The 18,804-nt window shown below is 39.8% G+C and carries 14 protein-coding genes; 11 read left to right on the top strand and 3 right to left on the bottom strand.

Features of this window, described 5'->3' with window-relative positions:
* Nucleotides 1-120: 120 nt before the first annotated feature.
* On the bottom strand, nucleotides 121-3,363 hold the full coding sequence (locus RAO94_12785) for an SbcC/MukB-like Walker B domain-containing protein (protein MDP8323216.1): 3,243 nt from the start codon (nucleotides 3,361-3,363) through the stop codon (nucleotides 121-123).
* A 6-nt stretch (nucleotides 3,364-3,369) separates the two neighbouring features.
* Nucleotides 3,370-4,593, bottom strand: coding sequence for an exonuclease SbcCD subunit D C-terminal domain-containing protein (locus RAO94_12780; protein ID MDP8323215.1), 1,224 nt, complete (start codon nucleotides 4,591-4,593; stop codon nucleotides 3,370-3,372).
* Nucleotides 4,594-4,748: 155 nt separating this feature from the next.
* On the opposite strand from RAO94_12780, the gene RAO94_12775 reads away from it, so the two are divergent.
* The 3 genes from RAO94_12775 (at nucleotide 4,749) to RAO94_12765 (ending at nucleotide 7,291) form a co-directional block, all read left to right on the top strand.
* Nucleotides 4,749-5,567, top strand: a complete 819-nt coding sequence (locus tag RAO94_12775) for a mechanosensitive ion channel (GenBank protein MDP8323214.1) — start codon at nucleotides 4,749-4,751, stop codon at nucleotides 5,565-5,567.
* Nucleotides 5,568-5,581: 14 nt separating this feature from the next.
* On the top strand, nucleotides 5,582-6,430 hold the full coding sequence (locus tag RAO94_12770; protein ID MDP8323213.1) for a hypothetical protein: 849 nt from the start codon (nucleotides 5,582-5,584) through the stop codon (nucleotides 6,428-6,430).
* A 165-nt stretch (nucleotides 6,431-6,595) separates the two neighbouring features.
* Complete coding sequence (locus RAO94_12765) at nucleotides 6,596-7,291, top strand: hypothetical protein (GenBank protein MDP8323212.1); 696 nt, start codon at nucleotides 6,596-6,598, stop codon at nucleotides 7,289-7,291.
* Nucleotides 7,292-8,100: 809 nt separating this feature from the next.
* On the opposite strand, the gene RAO94_12760 is transcribed toward RAO94_12765, so the two are convergent.
* Nucleotides 8,101-10,386, bottom strand: coding sequence for a M14 family zinc carboxypeptidase (locus RAO94_12760; protein MDP8323211.1), 2,286 nt, complete (start codon nucleotides 10,384-10,386; stop codon nucleotides 8,101-8,103).
* Nucleotides 10,387-10,566: 180 nt separating this feature from the next.
* Here RAO94_12760 and RAO94_12755 point away from each other — a divergent pair, with 180 nt between their 5' ends.
* The 8 genes from RAO94_12755 to RAO94_12720 all read left to right on the top strand — a co-directional run bounded on the left by RAO94_12755 (nucleotide 10,567) and on the right by RAO94_12720 (nucleotide 18,721).
* Complete coding sequence (locus RAO94_12755) at nucleotides 10,567-12,249, top strand: FAD-binding oxidoreductase (GenBank protein MDP8323210.1); 1,683 nt, start codon at nucleotides 10,567-10,569, stop codon at nucleotides 12,247-12,249.
* A 70-nt stretch (nucleotides 12,250-12,319) separates the two neighbouring features.
* Nucleotides 12,320-13,411: an MraY family glycosyltransferase gene (locus RAO94_12750; protein MDP8323209.1), complete on the top strand. Its 1,092-nt coding sequence runs from the start codon at nucleotides 12,320-12,322 to the stop codon at nucleotides 13,409-13,411.
* The gene (locus tag RAO94_12745; GenBank protein ID MDP8323208.1) at nucleotides 13,408-14,142 is read left to right on the top strand and encodes an MBL fold metallo-hydrolase; all 735 of its coding nucleotides are present in this window, start codon (nucleotides 13,408-13,410) and stop codon (nucleotides 14,140-14,142) included. Before RAO94_12750 ends, RAO94_12745 begins: the two co-directional genes overlap by 4 nt.
* A complete protein-coding gene (locus RAO94_12740; GenBank protein ID MDP8323207.1) occupies nucleotides 14,117-15,529 on the top strand; it encodes a hypothetical protein in 1,413 nt (470 codons plus the stop codon). Before RAO94_12745 ends, RAO94_12740 begins: the two co-directional genes overlap by 26 nt.
* A 6-nt stretch (nucleotides 15,530-15,535) precedes the next feature.
* Complete coding sequence (locus tag RAO94_12735) at nucleotides 15,536-15,874, top strand: hypothetical protein (GenBank protein ID MDP8323206.1); 339 nt, start codon at nucleotides 15,536-15,538, stop codon at nucleotides 15,872-15,874.
* Nucleotides 15,871-16,122 (top strand): hypothetical protein, encoded by a 252-nt coding sequence (locus RAO94_12730; GenBank protein ID MDP8323205.1) that lies wholly within the window; start codon nucleotides 15,871-15,873, stop codon nucleotides 16,120-16,122. The genes RAO94_12735 and RAO94_12730 overlap by 4 nt, the downstream gene beginning before the upstream one ends.
* A 2-nt stretch (nucleotides 16,123-16,124) precedes the next feature.
* A complete protein-coding gene (locus RAO94_12725; GenBank protein ID MDP8323204.1) occupies nucleotides 16,125-16,511 on the top strand; it encodes a hypothetical protein in 387 nt (128 codons plus the stop codon).
* Nucleotides 16,505-18,721 carry a UvrD-helicase domain-containing protein gene (locus RAO94_12720; GenBank protein MDP8323203.1) on the top strand — a complete coding sequence of 739 codons (2,217 nt, stop codon included), beginning with the start codon at nucleotides 16,505-16,507 and terminating at the stop codon, nucleotides 18,719-18,721. Before RAO94_12725 ends, RAO94_12720 begins: the two co-directional genes overlap by 7 nt.
* Nucleotides 18,722-18,804: the final 83 nt, after the last annotated feature.

Below are 18,804 nucleotides of genomic sequence, written 5' to 3'. Positions count from 1 at the left end.
CATGGAAGGTACCTTCTCAAGGTTAAAGACAAAGTTGAGAATCCATTCTGGAATTAAACAATGGAGAAAAATCAGAATGATTGATGAAATTCTAGCAAAATAGCAACCAATTTTTGCCCTTTAAGCCGAAATTCCGGGTCCTGAGATTTTACTTCTTCCTCCTGTAAGGGGGGAAACTTTTATCTGGGTGCTTATTCTTTCTTTGAGGGCTGACACATGAGAGATTATCCCAATCAGTTTACCGGATTGCTGGAGATTAGCCAGGCTTTCGAGAGCTGTTTCCAAAGCATCTTCATCCAGAGTACCAAAGCCTTCATCCAGAAAGAGTGAATCTACCTGGACTTTGCGACTTGCCATCTGGGAAAGTCCCAAAGCCAGAGCGAGGCTAACCAGAAAACTCTCACCACCAGAGAGGTTTTTCGTGGAGCGTTCTTCACCTGCTTGAAAATTATCGATCACATTGAGCTCCAGGGGATTGGCTTTATCGTGCACCAGCAGATAACGGTTACTCATCCGGGCAAGCTGCTGATTGGCATGGGCGATCATCATCTCAAAGGTGAGACCCTGGGCAAAATTGCGGAATTTCTTACCATCAGCAGAACCAATCAGGTCATGAAGAGCTCTCCAGCGGTTTAATTCCATTTTCTGAGCATCAATTTCCTGCTGCTTACCCTTTAATTTAACCTTTTCTGTTTGATTATCTTTAAGTTTCTGTTTATCTGCTCCGATTTTTTCTGAAAGCTCTTTGATCAAGGTATCAGTCTCTGATTTTTTCTGCTGCAATTCTTCCAGAGCGATAATTGTGAGTTTTTTATCCTGTTCGATTTCTAATTTACTCTGGCAATCCTTGTTTCTAGCAGAAATCTCTGTATTTTTATGGTCGAGCAGTTGTTCTTTACTGCTCATTTCATTTCGTTCTGCTGGAGAAAGTCGTGCTGTCAGAAAGATTTGTTCATTATTAAACCCGGCAGTCTGGATAACAGTAACAAAATCAGGTTCCAGTTTCTGGAGTGAGCTATCTCTATTATCTATACTTTTCTTCAGATTGGAGATAGTAGTAGAAATTTCTTTCAGTTTGTCAGTGGCAATTTGAAGTTCTTCATTATAAGATTTCAGTTTATTTTCCGCTGATTTCACCAGCAATTTCCAGCGAGCCTCTTCCTTATCCGGCATTTTTATGCCATATTTACTCTGGCGTTCCGTGTTTTTATTATCATAAATATTCTGGCAGATTAGCAAAGTATCATCAATATCTTTCTGCTGTTTTTCCATTTCGGTATGTATTGACAGTAGTTTAAGTTTGTCATTTGATATCCCGGTTTGTTTAGCATCAAATTCTTTTATCTTTTCCTGCTTAGTTATCCAGTTATCCTTTTTTTTCTGTAATATGCTTAAGATGGAGTTCAGCTTAGTTTCCTGCAATTGTCTGATACCGTATTTTTTCAGGTTTTTTAGGGTAATATCTTCCAGTTTTTGTTTTTCAGTTTTTGCCAGATTGATAGTACTGAAAAGGGTTGATATAGAACCATTTGAGGTTTCGAACTGCTGCTTTGCCTGAGCACAGGAGAGTTCTGTTTCGTGTAATATTTTATCGGTGTTTTTTTCAATATCCAGCAGGATTTTAATATCTTTTTCCAGTTTATCAGCTTGATGGATCAGAGTTTCGAGGCTTTGGATTTTTTTCTCAGTTTCATCTATTTGTGGCACATTTTCTAAAGCATAAGGATGATGGGTTGAACCGCACAACGGACATGGTTTATTATCCAGCAGTTTTTTACGATCAGTTTCCAGAGAGGCAATCTTGTTCAAGAAAGCCTGTTCACGTAGTAAAGTGTTATACTCATTGCGATATTTCCGCAGCAATTTGCCCGCTAAAAGATTATCCTGCAATATATTATTTTTTTTCACATTATCTTTAGCGACTTTTTGTGCTTGTAAATTCAGTGATTTATCTTTAAACAGTTTTTCATAAGCCTTAGAATGTTTTTCATTAGATTTTATTTGTGATTGGTGCTCTTTATGTTTTTCCAGCAGTTCATCGGAGTATTTTTTCAAGGCTTTCAATTGTTCTTTAATACCTGTAAAATCAGCAATAAGAGATTCATCGCTGGCATTATCCTTGAGGTAATCAGATATTTTTTGAAGGTCTATTTGGAGTAGTTCCTGGTCAGTGGTATTTTTTTCCTGCAATTCAATATTTGCAGTAAGCTGAATCTTAAGTCTTTGAGCATTTTCCTGAGCTATAACAAGATTTTGTTGTTTTTCTGCCAGAATGACATCAAGGGCACGAACTTCTTTGATCAGACCATGTTCCGTTTCCTGTCCTTTTTTCGTGTTTTGCAGGTCAGTTTCTGCTGCTTTCACATCTTTAGTCTTTTGCTCATGTGTTTTTTGCAATTCAGGTAACTGCTGCCGTTTAGTCTCCAGATCATCAGTTTCATTTTTTTGTTGCTGCCGGTTTGAAAGCAGGATGGAATATTGACTATCCAGTTCAGCAGCTTTATTTGCCAGCCGGAGTTTTTCTCTTTCAGGCAAAAAGTCATCTAATGTTTTTTGAGTAGTCTGGGTTTCAGTTTCCAAAACTGTAAGTTCTTTTTTCAGGGTATCTATTTTGTTCAGCCAGTTTATAGAAGCTGTGAGTGTTTTGCTGGAACCTGTCAGTTTAATTTCTTCTTCTTGCTTGTTTTTCAGCTCAGATTGTAGCAGGGATTCTTCTTCAGGATTGAGCAATTCAATACCTGACGTAGCAGCAAGAAGAAGTTCAAGTTTTTCGTTTTCTGCTTTATAGCGTTCATGGACTTTTTGTGAAATAAGACTATAGATTTCAGTACCTGTTATCTGTTCCAGGATGGGGGCACGATCATCAGGATTTGCCTGGAGAAATGCTGCAAAACCACCTTGAGCAAGCAGGGTAGAACGGGTGAAACGATCAAAGTCCATGCCCGTTTTTTCTTCAATAAGGGTAGCAACCTGTCTCTTTTGGGATTCCAGAAGAGTTCCACTATCTGCTTCACATACCTCGTGCCGGGCATCCTGCAGGCTACCATCAGGCTTTTTACGAGCTCGATGCTGACTCCAGGTGCTTCTGAATTTCCCATTTACCGTCTCAAAAGTTACCTCCGCAAAACAGCCTCCGGTATTGCGGGACATTATCTGATTGTCTGATTTATTGATAGATTTCAAGCGGGGAGTTCTGCCATATAAAGCCAGGCAAATGGCATCAAGGATTGTAGATTTACCAGCTCCAGTGGGTCCCGTAATTGAAAATATACCGTTAGCAGTGTAATCTGTTGAGGTGAAATCAATTTCCCATTCACCATATAGCGAATTCAGGTTCTCAAATCTTATCTTTAATATTTTCATAATATTCTATTCCCTGTTAAGGTCTTCTTCCTGCATCTCTTTCAGGATCGCTTTATAGCAATGCCAAAGCTCCTGCTGGTCTTCTTCAGCAATATCATGTGATTTCAGGCAGCGGGTAAATACGTCATCTACATTCAGGTCATCAAGGGTTTCATGCAATTCAGGACTGGAAAGTATTCGGGACATGATCCGTTCATTTTTTATGCTCAGTACTTCCAGCTCAGTATCTGCCACGGCATCTTCTACTATCTGCCGCAGATTAAGGGCACTACTTGCACCATTGTAGATGATTTCCAGCCAGGATAGGGAATTATTCTCTTTTAGAATATTGATCTGAGTTATGATCTCATCAATATCTCCCTTGATTTGCTTAAGAATTTGAAATCTGGGGACAATGCATTCCTGGATTTGCGGAGTTCTACCTTGAAAATCTATTATCAGCACCTTTTTATCCTGCTCTGCTTCACCAAAACCTATGGGCAGGGGAGAACCGCTATAACGGAAATGATCTATATTACTGGCTGGCTGAGCTATATGTAAATGACCCAGTGCCAGATAATCAAAGCATTCGGGGAAAATCTCCGTGTTTATGTGTGCCAGAGAACCTACGTAGAGCTCACGAACGCCATCATCCTGAATAGTTTTACCTCCGGCAGTAAAGAGATGCCCCATGCCGATGATAGGAATATCTCCGGCAGTCTGCCTGTATTCCAGAGCAGTTTCTGCAACAGTCTTATAATGCTCGCTCAATCCTGCGATCAATTTTGCACTTTTATCTTCCTGGCTTTCTCCTGCTTCAGCACGACGCAGGTCTTTATCTCGCAGATAGGGGACAGCACACACAATTGCCAGGGGACTATCCTCTGCATCACTAAGCATGAACACCTCATCGGTGGGGTTTTCATCCGTTTCTCCTTTCACATGAATATTCAAGGTTTTTAAAAGCTGCTGAGGAGCATTGATGAAGGAAGGTGAATCGTGGTTGCCGGCAATTATCACAATGTGTTTGCAGATAGAATTCACTTTGCAGAGAAATCTGTAATATAATTTCTGAGCTCTATTGTTGGGAGTGCTGGTATCAAAGATGTCTCCAGCGATCAGCAGTATATCAATTGACTGGCTGTCTATCAGCTCCGTAAGCCAGTTCAAAAAAGCTTCAAATTCAGCATATCTTTTTTTGCCATATAATGAACGCCCCAGATGCCAGTCAGAGGTGTGAAGTACTCGCATTAATTCCTCCGCAAACCTGTAATTTTATGTAGACATTCCAGTCTTTCACCGTCTTTAGTCAAGCTTTCAAATTCTTTGCAGGATAATATATCTTGCTATTATATGTTATTTATTTATTATTTATATATATTATATAATTTCAAGGAGGGATTTTCATGGAGAATATAAATATCCAGTTATACTGGGAAAAATTCATGGATCTGATTATCAAGTATGGTGGAAAATTTGTTGTCGCAGTAATAATCTGGACGGTCGGATTATTTGCCATCAAACTGATCATTAAACTTGTGAAAAAGGGAATGACCCGTTCAAATGTCGAAGTTACGCTAAGGAAATTCATAATATCACTGCTAAATTTTGGTCTCAAAATCCTGCTTTTTGTCACCTGTGCCACTATCGTGGGCATTCAAATGACCGCTTTTATCACTCTTATTGGTGCCATGGGACTGGCTTTTGGTCTGGCGATGCAGGGCAGTCTGGCAAATTTTGCCGGCGGTGTGCTGATCAATTTGCTCAAGCCCTATAAAATAGGTGATTTCATCGAAACCGGCGGGATCATGGGAACCGTGAAGGAGATTTCTATCTTTAATACGATCCTGAACACACCGGATAATAAGCGGATCATTCTGCCAAACAGTAATGTTTCCAATAATAATATCACCAATTTTTCTGCTGAAGCAACTAGAAGAGTAGATCTGGTATTCAACGTAGATTATGATACTGATATCGAGAAGGCAAAGCAGATCATCGCTGATGTGATCGATAAACATCAATATACTTTGAAGGATCCAGCACCCTTTATCAGATTAGGCAATTTTGCTGCCAGTTCGCTGGATATTACAGTACGGGTATGGGGAGAATCTGCTCATTACTGGGATATTCACTTTGACCTTATGGAACAAGTGAAAAATGCCTTTGATGAAGCTGGAATAGTTATTCCATTTCAGCAGGTTGACGTTAATCTCAAAAAATAAACAGGGAGAAAATTATGAAGAAAACCATTATTATATTACTGCTGATCCTTGCAGTCAGTCTGAGTGCGGAAGGCTGGAAGAAAACCGGAGACTTCAATTTGATGCTTAGTCAATCCTATTACTCGGATAACTGGGCTGGTACTGAGATCGGGAATGTAACCTGGTCTGCCAGCTTTAATTTTATCATGGAAAAGCAGCTTAATGCCATGCTTTATGACAAAAATACCTTAATCTTATCTTTTGGACAAACTCATAATCAGGTGCCTGATGATATGGGAGACCTGCATTGGGAAAAGCCAACGATCTCAACTGACGTGATCGATTATGAGAATATGCTCAGTTTCACGCTGCAGAAATTCGTAGATCCTTATCTGGCATTCCGCTGGGAGAGTAATTACGTTGATGAAACTGATCCAGAAGAAACTTTTTATATTAATCCTAATATCCTAACATTGAGTCTTGGTGCTCAAAAGATCCTGATAAATAAGGATATGCAGAACCTGGAAACACGATTAGGTGGGGCATATAAGAATATCATCAATCAGAATTCTGATTATGACGGCCAAAGTAATGCAGGTGCAGAAATGCTGCTCAGTTACTGGCATAAGATCCCTTCAGAGATGGGTAAATTCACCAGCACATTGCGTCTTTATCAGGCACTGATGTCTTCAGTAGATGATGTCGATGACCCAGATGAAAACTGGAAAGCAATGGATGTGGAATTTAAAAATACACTCACCTTTAAATTTAATTCTTATATAGGTTTGAAGCTTTATTTTGAAATGCTGTATGACAAGGAAGTACTCGACGAAACGCGCTATCAGGAAAACCTGGGAGTTAATCTCTCATATAGTCTCTTTTAAGTTTTTGATGACTATAGCTGAATAAAATTAGAACCCGTTGTCAGTAGAATATTTTTACTTTTAACGGGTTTTATATTATACCTAACTGGTGAATAAATTGATGATACTTTTCTTTTCTCTTGACAGGATATAAATATTTCTCCATCTTTAGATTAGGGAAAAAATATGGAAATTAAGCATCTTAAAGAACTTTGCAGTTCGCATCTTGTACAGACCCTGAATATGAGATTTAACTTTGAAACTCAAAGGTCAATCTCTCTGAAATCAGACATTCAGAAAGCTGTAAAGAAATCAATAGCTGCACTGCTTTTAATAATAGTTTTTATTATGGTGCCAGCACCACAGGGTAACCCTCGTTATCTGGTAGCCAGAATAGTTTCAGGTGTTGTTATTTTCTTTCTGACTATCAGTGTATTATCTTTTTTGCGTAGATTTCTTAAATTTAATAATCCCCGTACTTTGGATAACCTGCAATCATTTTACAGCTCAATTTTTCTGCAGACCACGGATAAATACCGAACAACTCCTCGAGATCGTAATCGCTCATTAAAAAGAGCTCTCCATGATAATGACGAACTTTTTCCCTACCCATTGATGAATTATTTCATCAAGGATGGGCACAAAATCTTTCTGAGGGAATGGAATGAAGTGCTCAGATCCTATCCGCTTTGGAAAATTGATATTATGGCTATCCGCATGATGTTTGTTAATATTAATGTGGGTAATCTTAAGTTTATCCGCATTGAAGTAGATTATCGCGTTGAAGAAGAGGTGAAAACCTTTGCACTTTACAACGCTATCATTGAGATCAGGGGTGTGATTTTTCTCGTTTCTCCATATCCTTACACTGACGAAATTTAAATATTATTTTTTTTAAATATTCAGAATTTATATTTTCATATGGTACAATAATTGTATGATAGATAGTTGTTAACTTCTTACGATATGAAAGCGGAGGGTTCCCATCATTTTCCTTCCGCTTTTTTATTTCTTTAAATTACTATCAGGATTATATTTATCGGATAACATCACATAATTACACTTAGATCATGATTATGATCACTAAAATATTTTGTGCGATAATCAACGTGCGATATCGAGCATAATATGATGAAATAGCGCTCAGTCACAAAATTTCTAATCGTCTGAAAAAAATATTACTGCTCTATATTCACTATTTATAAGCGGATATAGCTGATCAGAGAAAAATAAATTCCGAATGGAACAGAAAGTGTTTATATATAAGTCAGATTCTGGTTTAATTTGCGGTAGGTTTTTTCACCATTTTTCCTGCCGCATATTTTTTTGCCCAAAAACAGCTATCTATTTAATCTTCTACCGGAAAATGATCTATAATTCCCACATAATATTGCAGAATCAAAGATGCGTCATAAGCTTCAGATCCCGGGGAAAAAATGTGCGATAATCAACGTGCGATATCGAGCATAATATGATGAAATAGCGCTCAATCACAAAATTTCTATTCGTCTTAAAAAAATATTACTGCTCTATAATCTCTATTTATAAGCGGATATAGCTGATCAGCAAAAAATAAATTCTGAATGGAACAGAAAGTGTTTATATAAAAGTCAGATTCTGGTTTAATTTGCGGCAGGTTTTATCACCATTTTTCCTGCCGCGTATTTTTTTGCCCAAAAACAGCTATCTATTTAATCTTCTACCGGGAAATGATCGATAATTCCCACATAATATTGCAGGATCAAAGATGCGTCATAAGCTTCAATACTGCCATTTGCATCCACATCAGCTCTAAGCATGCGCCAGTAAGCCCAAGGCAGAGGAGCAGAAGGTCCCGGATTCATTTCCACAAAGTAGCGTTGCACCAGAGAAGCATCATAAGCTCCTATCTCACCATTATCATCCACATCACCATACACGATTGCTACTTCAGGCAAACCTTCAATCAATATATCATCTATCCAGCCGCAATCTGAGCCGTTGGATACAGAAGTATCTTTATCATATTCCCAGGTAAAGGAGTGTTCACCGGATGTGAGGTTATAACTATGGTTTGACCAGTCAGAGGAACCGCTCCAGCTATTTTGCAGAGCATTATCAATATAGAAACGCAGAAAATCATAATTTTGCTCGGATGATACTTTTTTCCAGAAAGACACTGAACCATCTTCTACGAGCTCCACTTCAAGATGCAATCTGGTAACTTCCCGATCATCAATATCACCACTGCGAACAGAAAATAATCCATTATGAGCATTATCATCTGCTACAAACCAGTTAGCATTCCCACTGAAACTGAAATCGTATTGAGTGGGCAGGTCACCGGATTCAAAACTGATCGCCTCAGAGGGTACCAGAACAAATTCCAGATCATTTGCTCCTGCTTCCAGCGTGACATTATAGGCATCTGAAATATAACCTGAGGCATAAACATCTATCACATAGTCTCCTACGGGAATATCACTGATGGAGAAACTGCCATCGCTGCCAGTCATCACTTCTTCCAGAGGAGTGTCCGGAAGTTCCACCCAGGCTCCGAATATGGGCAGCCCTGATGATTCATCCAGCACGGTTCCATTTATGGAACATAATTCAGCCAGTTCCAGAGTTGCTGACATTTCCACGACGTCATCTGTTGCTACAGATACATCAGTAACTATCTGGCTGGTGAACCCCCAGGAAGAAAACTGCATATCATAAGTCCCAGCAAAAATAGGTCTATGGTAATTTTCACTTATCGGGTCAGTATAAACTTCACTGTGATCCATATCATGATCAAGAATTGTGACCATAGATAATTGTGGCAAACAGCCAGCATTATTCACAATTCCCCTGATACCAAATAAACACTCTTCCATATAGCGCAGGAGAGATTCCCTGTTCCAGTCATAATGATCTAATAACTGGTTAGCATTGAGCATCTGCACATCACTAAGCTCCAGGGTGACTTCGCGACAGTGATGATACCAGTTCATATAATCCTGATGATTACCTGCTGTAGTGTACCATTGATAACCATTAGTGATACCGTCATTAAATCCATTAAAATAACTTGCGGGAGAATCAGCCTGAGCGGCATCAGCATAGGTGTGACTCACCATTTGCCACCAGTCATCATCCGCATGCAGAGTGCTCCAGGTATCCCAGGGATAATTCACAACTTCAGCTCCGCTATGCAGATTTGCACTCATCACGAAATTATGTTCAGCAGCGAAATCCATCTGCAAAAGTGTTTCCACCTGATATTCATTGCCATCGGGATGAGGTCCATCTTCAAAGCAAGGGAAATTACGATTAAGATCAACTCCGTTGGCATTACTGCGCGTAGCTCCTGTCACAGTATTATTACCACCTGCATATAAACCATCCGGGTTATCAAGTGGATTGATATAAATATCTATCTCATCAATTATGTTATTAATACGGGGATCACTCCCATAAGATTGCAGCATATCATCTATCAAGTGCAGCATCAAAATACTGGTAACCAGCTCATTTCCATGTATCTGAGCCGTATAGTAAAATTCCGGCTCATTATCATTACTGCCCAGATCATCTCCTATATGGGCCACTAGCAATTCTCTACCCTCGGTACTCTGTCCAATGGATATGATTTCGCAAATATCCGGATAATCCTCGGCAAATTGATCCATAATATCAAGATATACGTCATAAGTGGGATAATAATCCCAGTCCCGCATCTGTTCTTTGGTTGTTGCCATTTCTGCGATATATCCGTCTGAAGGATGCGGTAATATTCTGTAATTGTAGCCGGACTCAGCTAATTTTGCAAGTTCATTTTCATTGGCATAAGCAAGAAGTTTACCATCGGAGAATTTATGGATTGATATGATGCGAGATAATTTTTCGATATCCGGTTTACTCGAAAGGTCAATTTCCAGATAATATTCTGTTGCTGCTTGAAGACTCACAAACAGCATCAGTAAACAGACTAAAATTCCTAATCTTTTCCTCATTTTACCCCCTGAACACAAGTAATTTTCCCTTAATAACAATACTTTTACAAAGGTAATCTTAGGCAAGGAAAAACTTTGCAGACCATAAAAATTATCAAACTAAGTCAGTCCCGATTATCGGGATGAACCGTACCCGGGGCAGGAGTCCTGGACGACAGAGATTGACTTTATCCAGGGATAATGCCGGGATTATACGGTCGCCAGAAATCCTGTCCTGAGTTCAGTACAGAACCCCTGCTTAGTTGGGAATATCGTGTCATCATCATTTCTATAAATAGCTATCTTCTACGAAGAAAATACTGTTTGCAAGAAGAACTGGTTGACATTTCTGGTGGATATTACTGGTTTTTAGCTGATATGGAAATAATAAAATCTAAGAGTGAACTGGCAGAATATCTGCATGATGAATCGCGCTTAAGTGGAAAAGCAGAATATCTGGTTTTTGCCAGATCAGAAGCTGATATTCAGGAGGCAGTGAACTACTGCCGTAAGCATGAACTTGCTCTTACGATCCAGGGCAGCAGAACAGGGATAACTGGAGGCAGTGTTCCTAAGAGTGGTATGATCCTTAATCTGGAAAAAATGAATAAGATCAAGGGTATCCGGCAGGATGCTGAAGGAAATTATCACCTGAGATGCGAGCCTGGGTTGAAACTTGCTGAGCTGCGGGAAGTGCTAAACAGCCGGCAATATGATACATCTGGCTGGACGGCTGAAGAAAAATCTGTCTGGCAGGAGTTTACTCGAGCGCGTCGATATATATTTCCTCCTGACCCTACTGAGACCAGTGCTTCTTTGGGAGGAATGGCGTCTTGTAATGCATCTGGAGCAAGAAGTTATAAATACGGAGCTACGCGTAAGTGGATTTCAATGCTCAAAACAATCGATATGCAAAAGCAACAAAACAAGTTAAATCTTACAGATTTGCAGATCAGATTGCCTGCAAAGGGAGTAAAGAATGCTACGGGTTACTATCTGGGAGGTGACTCTCGCGATTTTGACATATATATAGGAGCAGAAGGTACTTTGGCTGTGATTACTGAACTGGAGATCAAATTGATTCCCAGGCCTGCGCATTGCTGGGGTGTCTTGCAGTTTTTTAATAATGAGCCAGCGGTTATAGATTTTTGTGAGGTATTGAAGTTGTTGGAATATAGAGCATCAGCAATAGAATATTTTGATAATAATGCCTTATTACTGCTGCGAGACAATCGGCAATTATGGGAATCACTTCCGGAATTGCAGGATAGCTGGAAATTTGCCATTTACTATGAATTTGAGGGTGATGATGCAGATATCCTGGAAAATGCTATTTTTACTGCTGGTGACCGGGCAGAGGAATTTGGTTCTGGAGAAACTGACTGCTGGTTTATAGATACGGAAGCAGGTATAGAGCATTTTAAGGAATTCCGTCATGCTGTTCCCGAAGCTATCAATAAAGAACTTGATAAGATCAGGAAAGATGATCCCCGCATCAGCAAGATCAGTACTGATCTTGCACTGCCGGCAGGATGTTTAGGCCAGATCTTAAAATTATATCGCCAGGCGGAAGAGCAGGGTTGGAGAGTTATTGTATTTGGTCATATCGGTAATAACCATCTTCACACAAATATTCTTCCCGAAGATCATCAGCGCTGGCAGGCAGGGAAAGCACTAGTGAAAAGCTGGGCAGAAGCTGCTGTGAAGCTGGGGGGAAGCGTTTCTGGAGAGCATGGGATTGGTAAAACAAAACGTGACTTATTAAGACTGATGTATGGAGAGGAAGGACTGACAGTTTTTAAAAATATTAAGGAACATTTTGACCCTCGCTGGATGTTAAACAGGGGTAATATTATAGAGTGGAAGCAGATTCCAGGAGATTAGTTTTTTTTACTGTTGACAAAATCAAAGCTATCCGTGAAACAACCAGTAAATTAGATATTAGAAGGAATAGATGAATATAGTATATAAGTACTTCGCTGTATTTGTGCTGGGTTTTCTGACAGTTTACAGTCTCACACCCCAGATAATAAAACTGGCATTAAAGTGGAATTTTGTCGATAATCCCTGTGCGCGAAAGGTGCATAAGAAGGCTGTACCGCTTATGGGAGGAGTTTCTGTATTCATTGGTTTCCTGTTACTGGTCACAGTTGTGATAGCCTTGAATCTGCATGCAATGAGTATGAGATTGATCGGCTATCTGGTAGGAGCATTTCTAATTCTGGTGGTGGGGATCATTGATGACAGAAATGGAATGAAACCCGTTCCCAAAATGTTAGGACAACTGGCTGCCTGCCTGATCTTTATGTATTCAAATGATATGTTCAGTGTACTTGGTCCAATCTGGTTCAGCATTCCTATAGTATTGCTCTGGATGATCGGGTTGATGAATGCTTTTAATTTTCTGGATAATATGGATGGAGTACTTGCAGGGATGAGCGGGATATTAGGTTTGGGATTCTATGCAATCAGCTTTATATCCAAAACCCCTGAGATCGCTCAATTAACAAGTATTATCGGACTAATGTCCATGGCATTTGCAGGTTCTGTACTGGGATTTCTACCGCATAATTTCAATCCTGCCAAAATATTTCTTGGTGATGCAGGGAGCATGTTCATTGGTTATTTTTTATCCACAATGGGACTGCTTACCGGAAACCTGATGGCGCACAGTAAAGGTAATCATATCTGGTTTCTGATCCCGGTATTGCTATTGAGTTTTGCAATATTTGATATTACGCTGGTGAGTTATACGCGCAGAAGAGACGGAAGACGCATTTCACAGGGTGGCAAAGACCACAGCACTCACAGAATTGGCAATGTAACCGGTTCCACAAAGGTTACTGCTGTATTTGTATATATAATCAATATAATTCTGGTTTTGGCTACTATTCTGGTATTGCAAATGAATTCTACTCTTCTGCTGGTTTTCTCTACTATTCTCTTTGCAGTTGTATTTATCTTTTTGGGTAGAAAGCTTGATAAGATACCAGTTGTGATACCGTATAATCAATTAAAAAATCCGGTTAAACAGGAAGAGCAGTGATAATAAATATTCTGGGGAGCGGATCTGGACTGCCTGATCCCACTCGAAATCACAGTAGTCTGCTGTTGCAAAGCAGGCAGACAAATCTGCTGCTGGATTGCGGAGAACCTGCTGCCAGAACTTATGCCGGCTATAAATTTCATCCTGAACATCTTGATGGAATTGTGATAACTCATTTTCATCCAGATCATGTAGCCGGGATATATATGATGATCCAGCTTTTTCATATCACAAAAAGGAAAAAGGATCTCGTGATCTATCTTCCAGAACGAGAAGAGGATTTCTTTCACTCTCTGGAGATGTTTTATCTCTTCCCGGATAAGCTGCCGTTTAGATTAAATATCAAAAATATCAATCGTGTATCTGAACAATTTGAGTTTGTTCAGGTTTTTGAAAATGATCATCTTAAACAATACAGGAAGTTTGTGCAGGAACATGACCTGCCAAATACTCTTAAATCTTATTCCATTCTGCTTCAGGGAAATGAGCAGAAACTGCTTTATACATCTGATATCAGCAATGTCCCAAAGCTAATATCTCAAACAGGATCAGCAGATATTTATATCGTAGATGCCCTGCATCCACCTGCTTCACAAATACGAGAGCTGTTCGAAAGCGATTCGATTGTTATCTTAACGCATGGAATAAGTATTGAACTTGAAAACCTTTTAAAAACCAGAATCTATCAGAATGTAATGAAAGCGGATGATTATCAGGAAATTAAATTTTAAAATATTAATCTGGTGCATTGTTTTATTATTGCTTGCAGGATGCGCCTCCAATGATAAATTCAAAGATGCCCGTCGATATTCCAGTGAGGGTAATTACGTGCCGGCTATTATGCTATATGATAAATATATCCAGAAGAATCATCACTCCGCAGAGCAGACTATAGCCGAATTGGAAAGAAGCAATTGTTATTATGAACTGGGCATGCAGGCATATTCCAAAAAGAACTGGGTTCTCGCTGACCGTCTTCTGTTTCTGGCAAATTCCGATAAGGCAGATGAACTGGCAGATAATGTGCATCTTGAATTGGCTCTCAGGGCTGCTGAAGCTGATAGTATTGATGAACAGTTCGAGCACTACGATTATGTGATTGATTACATTCCAAATTCTGAACTGGTTCCATTGATGCTGAGAAACAGGATTGATCTCTATCTGCTTAAAAATCAAAGTGTTTCTGCCTGGTTAGATTATCGGAAATTATGGGATGAATTTCCTGATTCACCGCCATCGGTTTCAGCTACAGAAGTTATCAATCCTTTGATCCCCTGGTTTCTGGAGCATCCACGCAATATCCGTAGTAATGGAGAATTTCAGGCAGCAATAGCAGAATTTCAGCTTTATGCTGATTATCCTACCAGCTATCGAGATGAGATATATCAGGAAATTGGTTTATCATATTATCAATGGGCGATGAGTGATCTGGAGAAAAAGGAATATGTCTTAATGCGAGAACATTTTGCCATGGCAGTGACAAATGATTCTGCGTTGAAGGAAGATACAGAAAACATCAAAACTGAAGTGCGTGATGAATTTATTTCAACAGGTGATGGCCTTCTGGATAGTGGTGAGATAGAAAAAGCTATTGCATCTTATCAGATGAGTTTTCTGGCGATCCCTGATGACGCTCTTGCCCAGGAAAAAATCGACCAGGCACGGGAACAGCATCGCAGATTTGCTCAGGCAGACAGCCTTTTTGCTCAGGCAGAAAAACAGGAAAACAGAAAAGAATATAAAAAAGCTAAAGAACTGTATCAGGAATCATATAAATTATCCAGCAAAAAACTTGCTGATAATAAGAGCAAGGAAATGGATAATTATATCAGAGCCGAATCTAATCCCAGTACTTTCGCTCTGGAAATTATCAGGGATTACAAGAAAAGTATTATTAAAAGAAATGTAGATAAAAAACTCGCTGGCATGGTGCAGGAATTTGGTGATCAGGTCAGCAGCAGCGACTGGAAAGCGGTTTATTCTTATGGAGAGTTCAATTTCGAGGTCAGGATAGATATCTTCAGCCCTTCGGAAAGTAATTATTTTGCCTGGAGAGTAAATCTCATCGACAGGACAATTTCTCCCCTGAACAAAGACTCCGAAAACATGATGAAGTAGGAAAATATGTCATATAAAAATATTATAGCACTCTTAATTCTGGTGTTAATCGTATCTCCTCTCATTGCTCAGAGATTTGATGTGGAAAAATTCTCTGACCCCGCCAGATACAACTGGAATTCCCCCAAAGAGCAATTACAATCGCGTCTTGATCTCCAGCAGCGTCAAAAGCTGCTTCAGGTATATGAAATGAATAAGTTCAGTTATCGGAACAAGATCTTCAAATCTGCTCTGGTGCCCGGCTGGACTCATTTCTCCGCCGGTAAATATGCTAAAGGACAGATCATCCTGGGACTTGAGGTAGCCTCTTTGTTTCCAGCTTCTATTATTATGACCAGGCAATGAATTATTATGATAAATACAAAAACTCTAATTATATCGGAGATTTGGAAGATTACTATGAAAAAACCAAAATCCCCTGGAGAAACAGCCAGTTGTTTTTCGGTTTGGGACTTATGGTTTGGGTTTATAATATATATGACACCTTTCTGGTGATTGATGAATATAATACTGAGTTATGGCAAAAGATCTATCTTGATTACCATAACAAAAAACTTTCTGTCACTCCCAGTGGCATAACTTACAGGTTTTGATCATGAAAAAGATAATATTATTAATTTCCCTGGTTATTTTTCTTGGCAGTTGCGCCTTAGATCGCTCAAATCCTCTTGATCCGGTTGCAAATGATATTGAAGTTCCCAATGAAGTGATCGGGATCAATATTTCACACAGCTCTTCCAATGAGATTGAGATCACCTGGGCTTCTCAATCTGATGCTGACGGCTATTATATCTACCGCTGCCTTTCCATAGACGGTGCTTATGTGCGCATTGATAATGATCAGCTTAATTCTGGAGCTTTCGAGAATTTCACTGATACTCAGATAATCGCAGGCAACTGGTATTACTATGAAATGTCCGCCTATCGCTGGGTTGGGGATAGAAGACTGGAGGGTTGGCGCTCTGGTCCCAAAACATGGTAGCAGACGATATTCTTGATGATCTAAATCCTGCTCAAAGACAGGTTGCCTCCACTACTGAAGGACCACTGCTGGTACTTGCTGGAGCTGGTACAGGAAAAACCCGTTGTATTATCTATCGCGCTGGCTATTTGATCGCCTCCGGTAAGGTAAAAAAAGAGAACCTGCTGATCGTTACTTTTACAAATAAAGCTGCCCGTGAACTGCGTAATCGGTTATCAGAAACCTTTAAACTAAATAGTACCAGTCTCTGGGTAGGCACCTTTCATTCCATATTTGGCAAAATACTCCGCTTTGAAGCTGCTAATCTGCCTTTTTCTTCCAATTATGTTATCTTTGATGAAAAAGATCAAAAGAACCTGATTAAAAAGATCATCAAAGATATGAATATTGACTCCAAAAAATTCCGACCTCAGGCTGTTCGCAGTGTTATTTCCCGCCAGAAGAACAACCTTCTGAAACCAGAGCAGTTCTGGGAGTTCAATGAATATAATCCCTGGACAAAGGAAGTATTGCGCATCTATACTCGTTATCAGGAATATCTCCAAGCCCAGAATGCCCTGGATTTTGATGATATCCTTATGCACATGGCCTATCTTCTGGCAGATAATGAAACTGTCCGGCTTAAATGGCAGAAAAAATTCAAGTATATTATGATCGATGAATATCAGGATACCAATTATGCTCAGTTTGAGATCATTCATCATCTGGCAAAAGATCACCAGAATATCTGTGTAGTTGGTGATGATGATCAGGCTATCTATACCTGGCGTGGTGCCACGATCAAGAATATCCTAAATTTTGAAAATGATTACACAAATGTCACCAAGATCAGACTGGAGCGAAATTACCGTTCACATGAAAATATCCTCAAGCTGGCAAACAGCCTCATCAGGCACAATAGTTCGCGTCATGGCAAAGAGCTTTACACTGACCTTGTCATGGATGAAATTCCTCATCTGGTAGCTTTGGACAATGAACCCGGTGAAGCTGAGTATATCGCTGAACTGATAACTGAATTCAAGCAGAAATCACCTTATTCAGAATGTGCCGTGCTCTATCGCACAAATGCCCAGAGCCGTATTCTGGAAAAGGTACTCGTTCAGAAAAATATCCCCTATCGTATTTTTGGAGGAGTGAATTTCTATCAGCGTAAGGAAATCAAAGACATCCTTTGCTACCTGCGCATGATAATCAATCCCGATGATCAGGAAAGCCTCCATCGAGCACTGCTGCTTACTCCCGGATTAGGCAAATCCACCTTTGAGAAAATCGCAAAAGCTGCTATAGACAGCGAAAATACTATGGCTTATATCATCTTAAGTGGAGATTATCCCTTTCTGGGTACACGCCCGGCAAGACTCACAACAGAATTCAAAACTCTCTGGCTGGAAATTCTTGATGCCAGCGAGAAACTTTCCATTTTTGATCTTACCTGGCTGCTGCTGCAAAAATCTGGCTTAGGCAAGCTATATGGTCTGGAAAAGAAAAAGGATATCTCTAAAAAGAAATCTTTTCAAGACCCCGAAATTCAAAGTCGTTATGAAAATATCTGTGAATTGATGATCTCAGCGAAAGAATTCAGCCAGGAATTTATCAGAGATAATGATGGAAAACCTGATTTGGCGGAATATCTGGCTTCTGCAACTCTTCAGACAGATCTCGATACTAATGATGATTCGCAGGACAGAGTTAATCTGATGACTATGCACAATGCCAAGGGATTGGAATTTGACCATGTGATGATCGTGGGATTGGAAGATGGAGTTTTGCCGCATTATCGCTCTCTGGAAGAACAATTCATGCTGGAAGAAGAACGCAGATTGCTCTATGTAGCTATTACCCGTGCCCGAAAAACCGTGCACATCACGCTTGCACGGTGGCGAAGAATGGCTACTGGGGTGGACGTAACCATGCCCAGCAGATTCATTCAGGATTTTGATCCTGACTATATTGATGAACAAAGGTATGATCCTCATGCCTACCTCACACCTTCCAGACCAGCAAGAACCAAGCCCAAAACGACTATAAATGTTATCCTGGAATCAGAAAAGCATTTTAAGATTGGACAAAAAATCAAACATGTCAATTTTGGATTTGGTAGAATTTTAGACGTTGATGGAAAAGGAAGAGATGCCAAGCTCACCATCAAATTTGATGATGGTCCTGTCAAAAAGGTTATAGGGAGTTATGTAGATGTCATTAAAACTTAGCTGTACATCCAGAAAAGTGATTTTTGCTGCACTATTACTGCTGCTGATCACTCCCCTCGCTGCCACCAAGTATGCCGGTGAAA

Source organism: Candidatus Stygibacter australis (genome assembly GCA_030765845.1).
Classification (GTDB): Bacteria; Cloacimonadota; Cloacimonadia; order Cloacimonadales; family TCS61; genus Stygibacter; species Stygibacter australis.
This window is presented reverse-complemented; position numbering and strand designations above follow the sequence as displayed.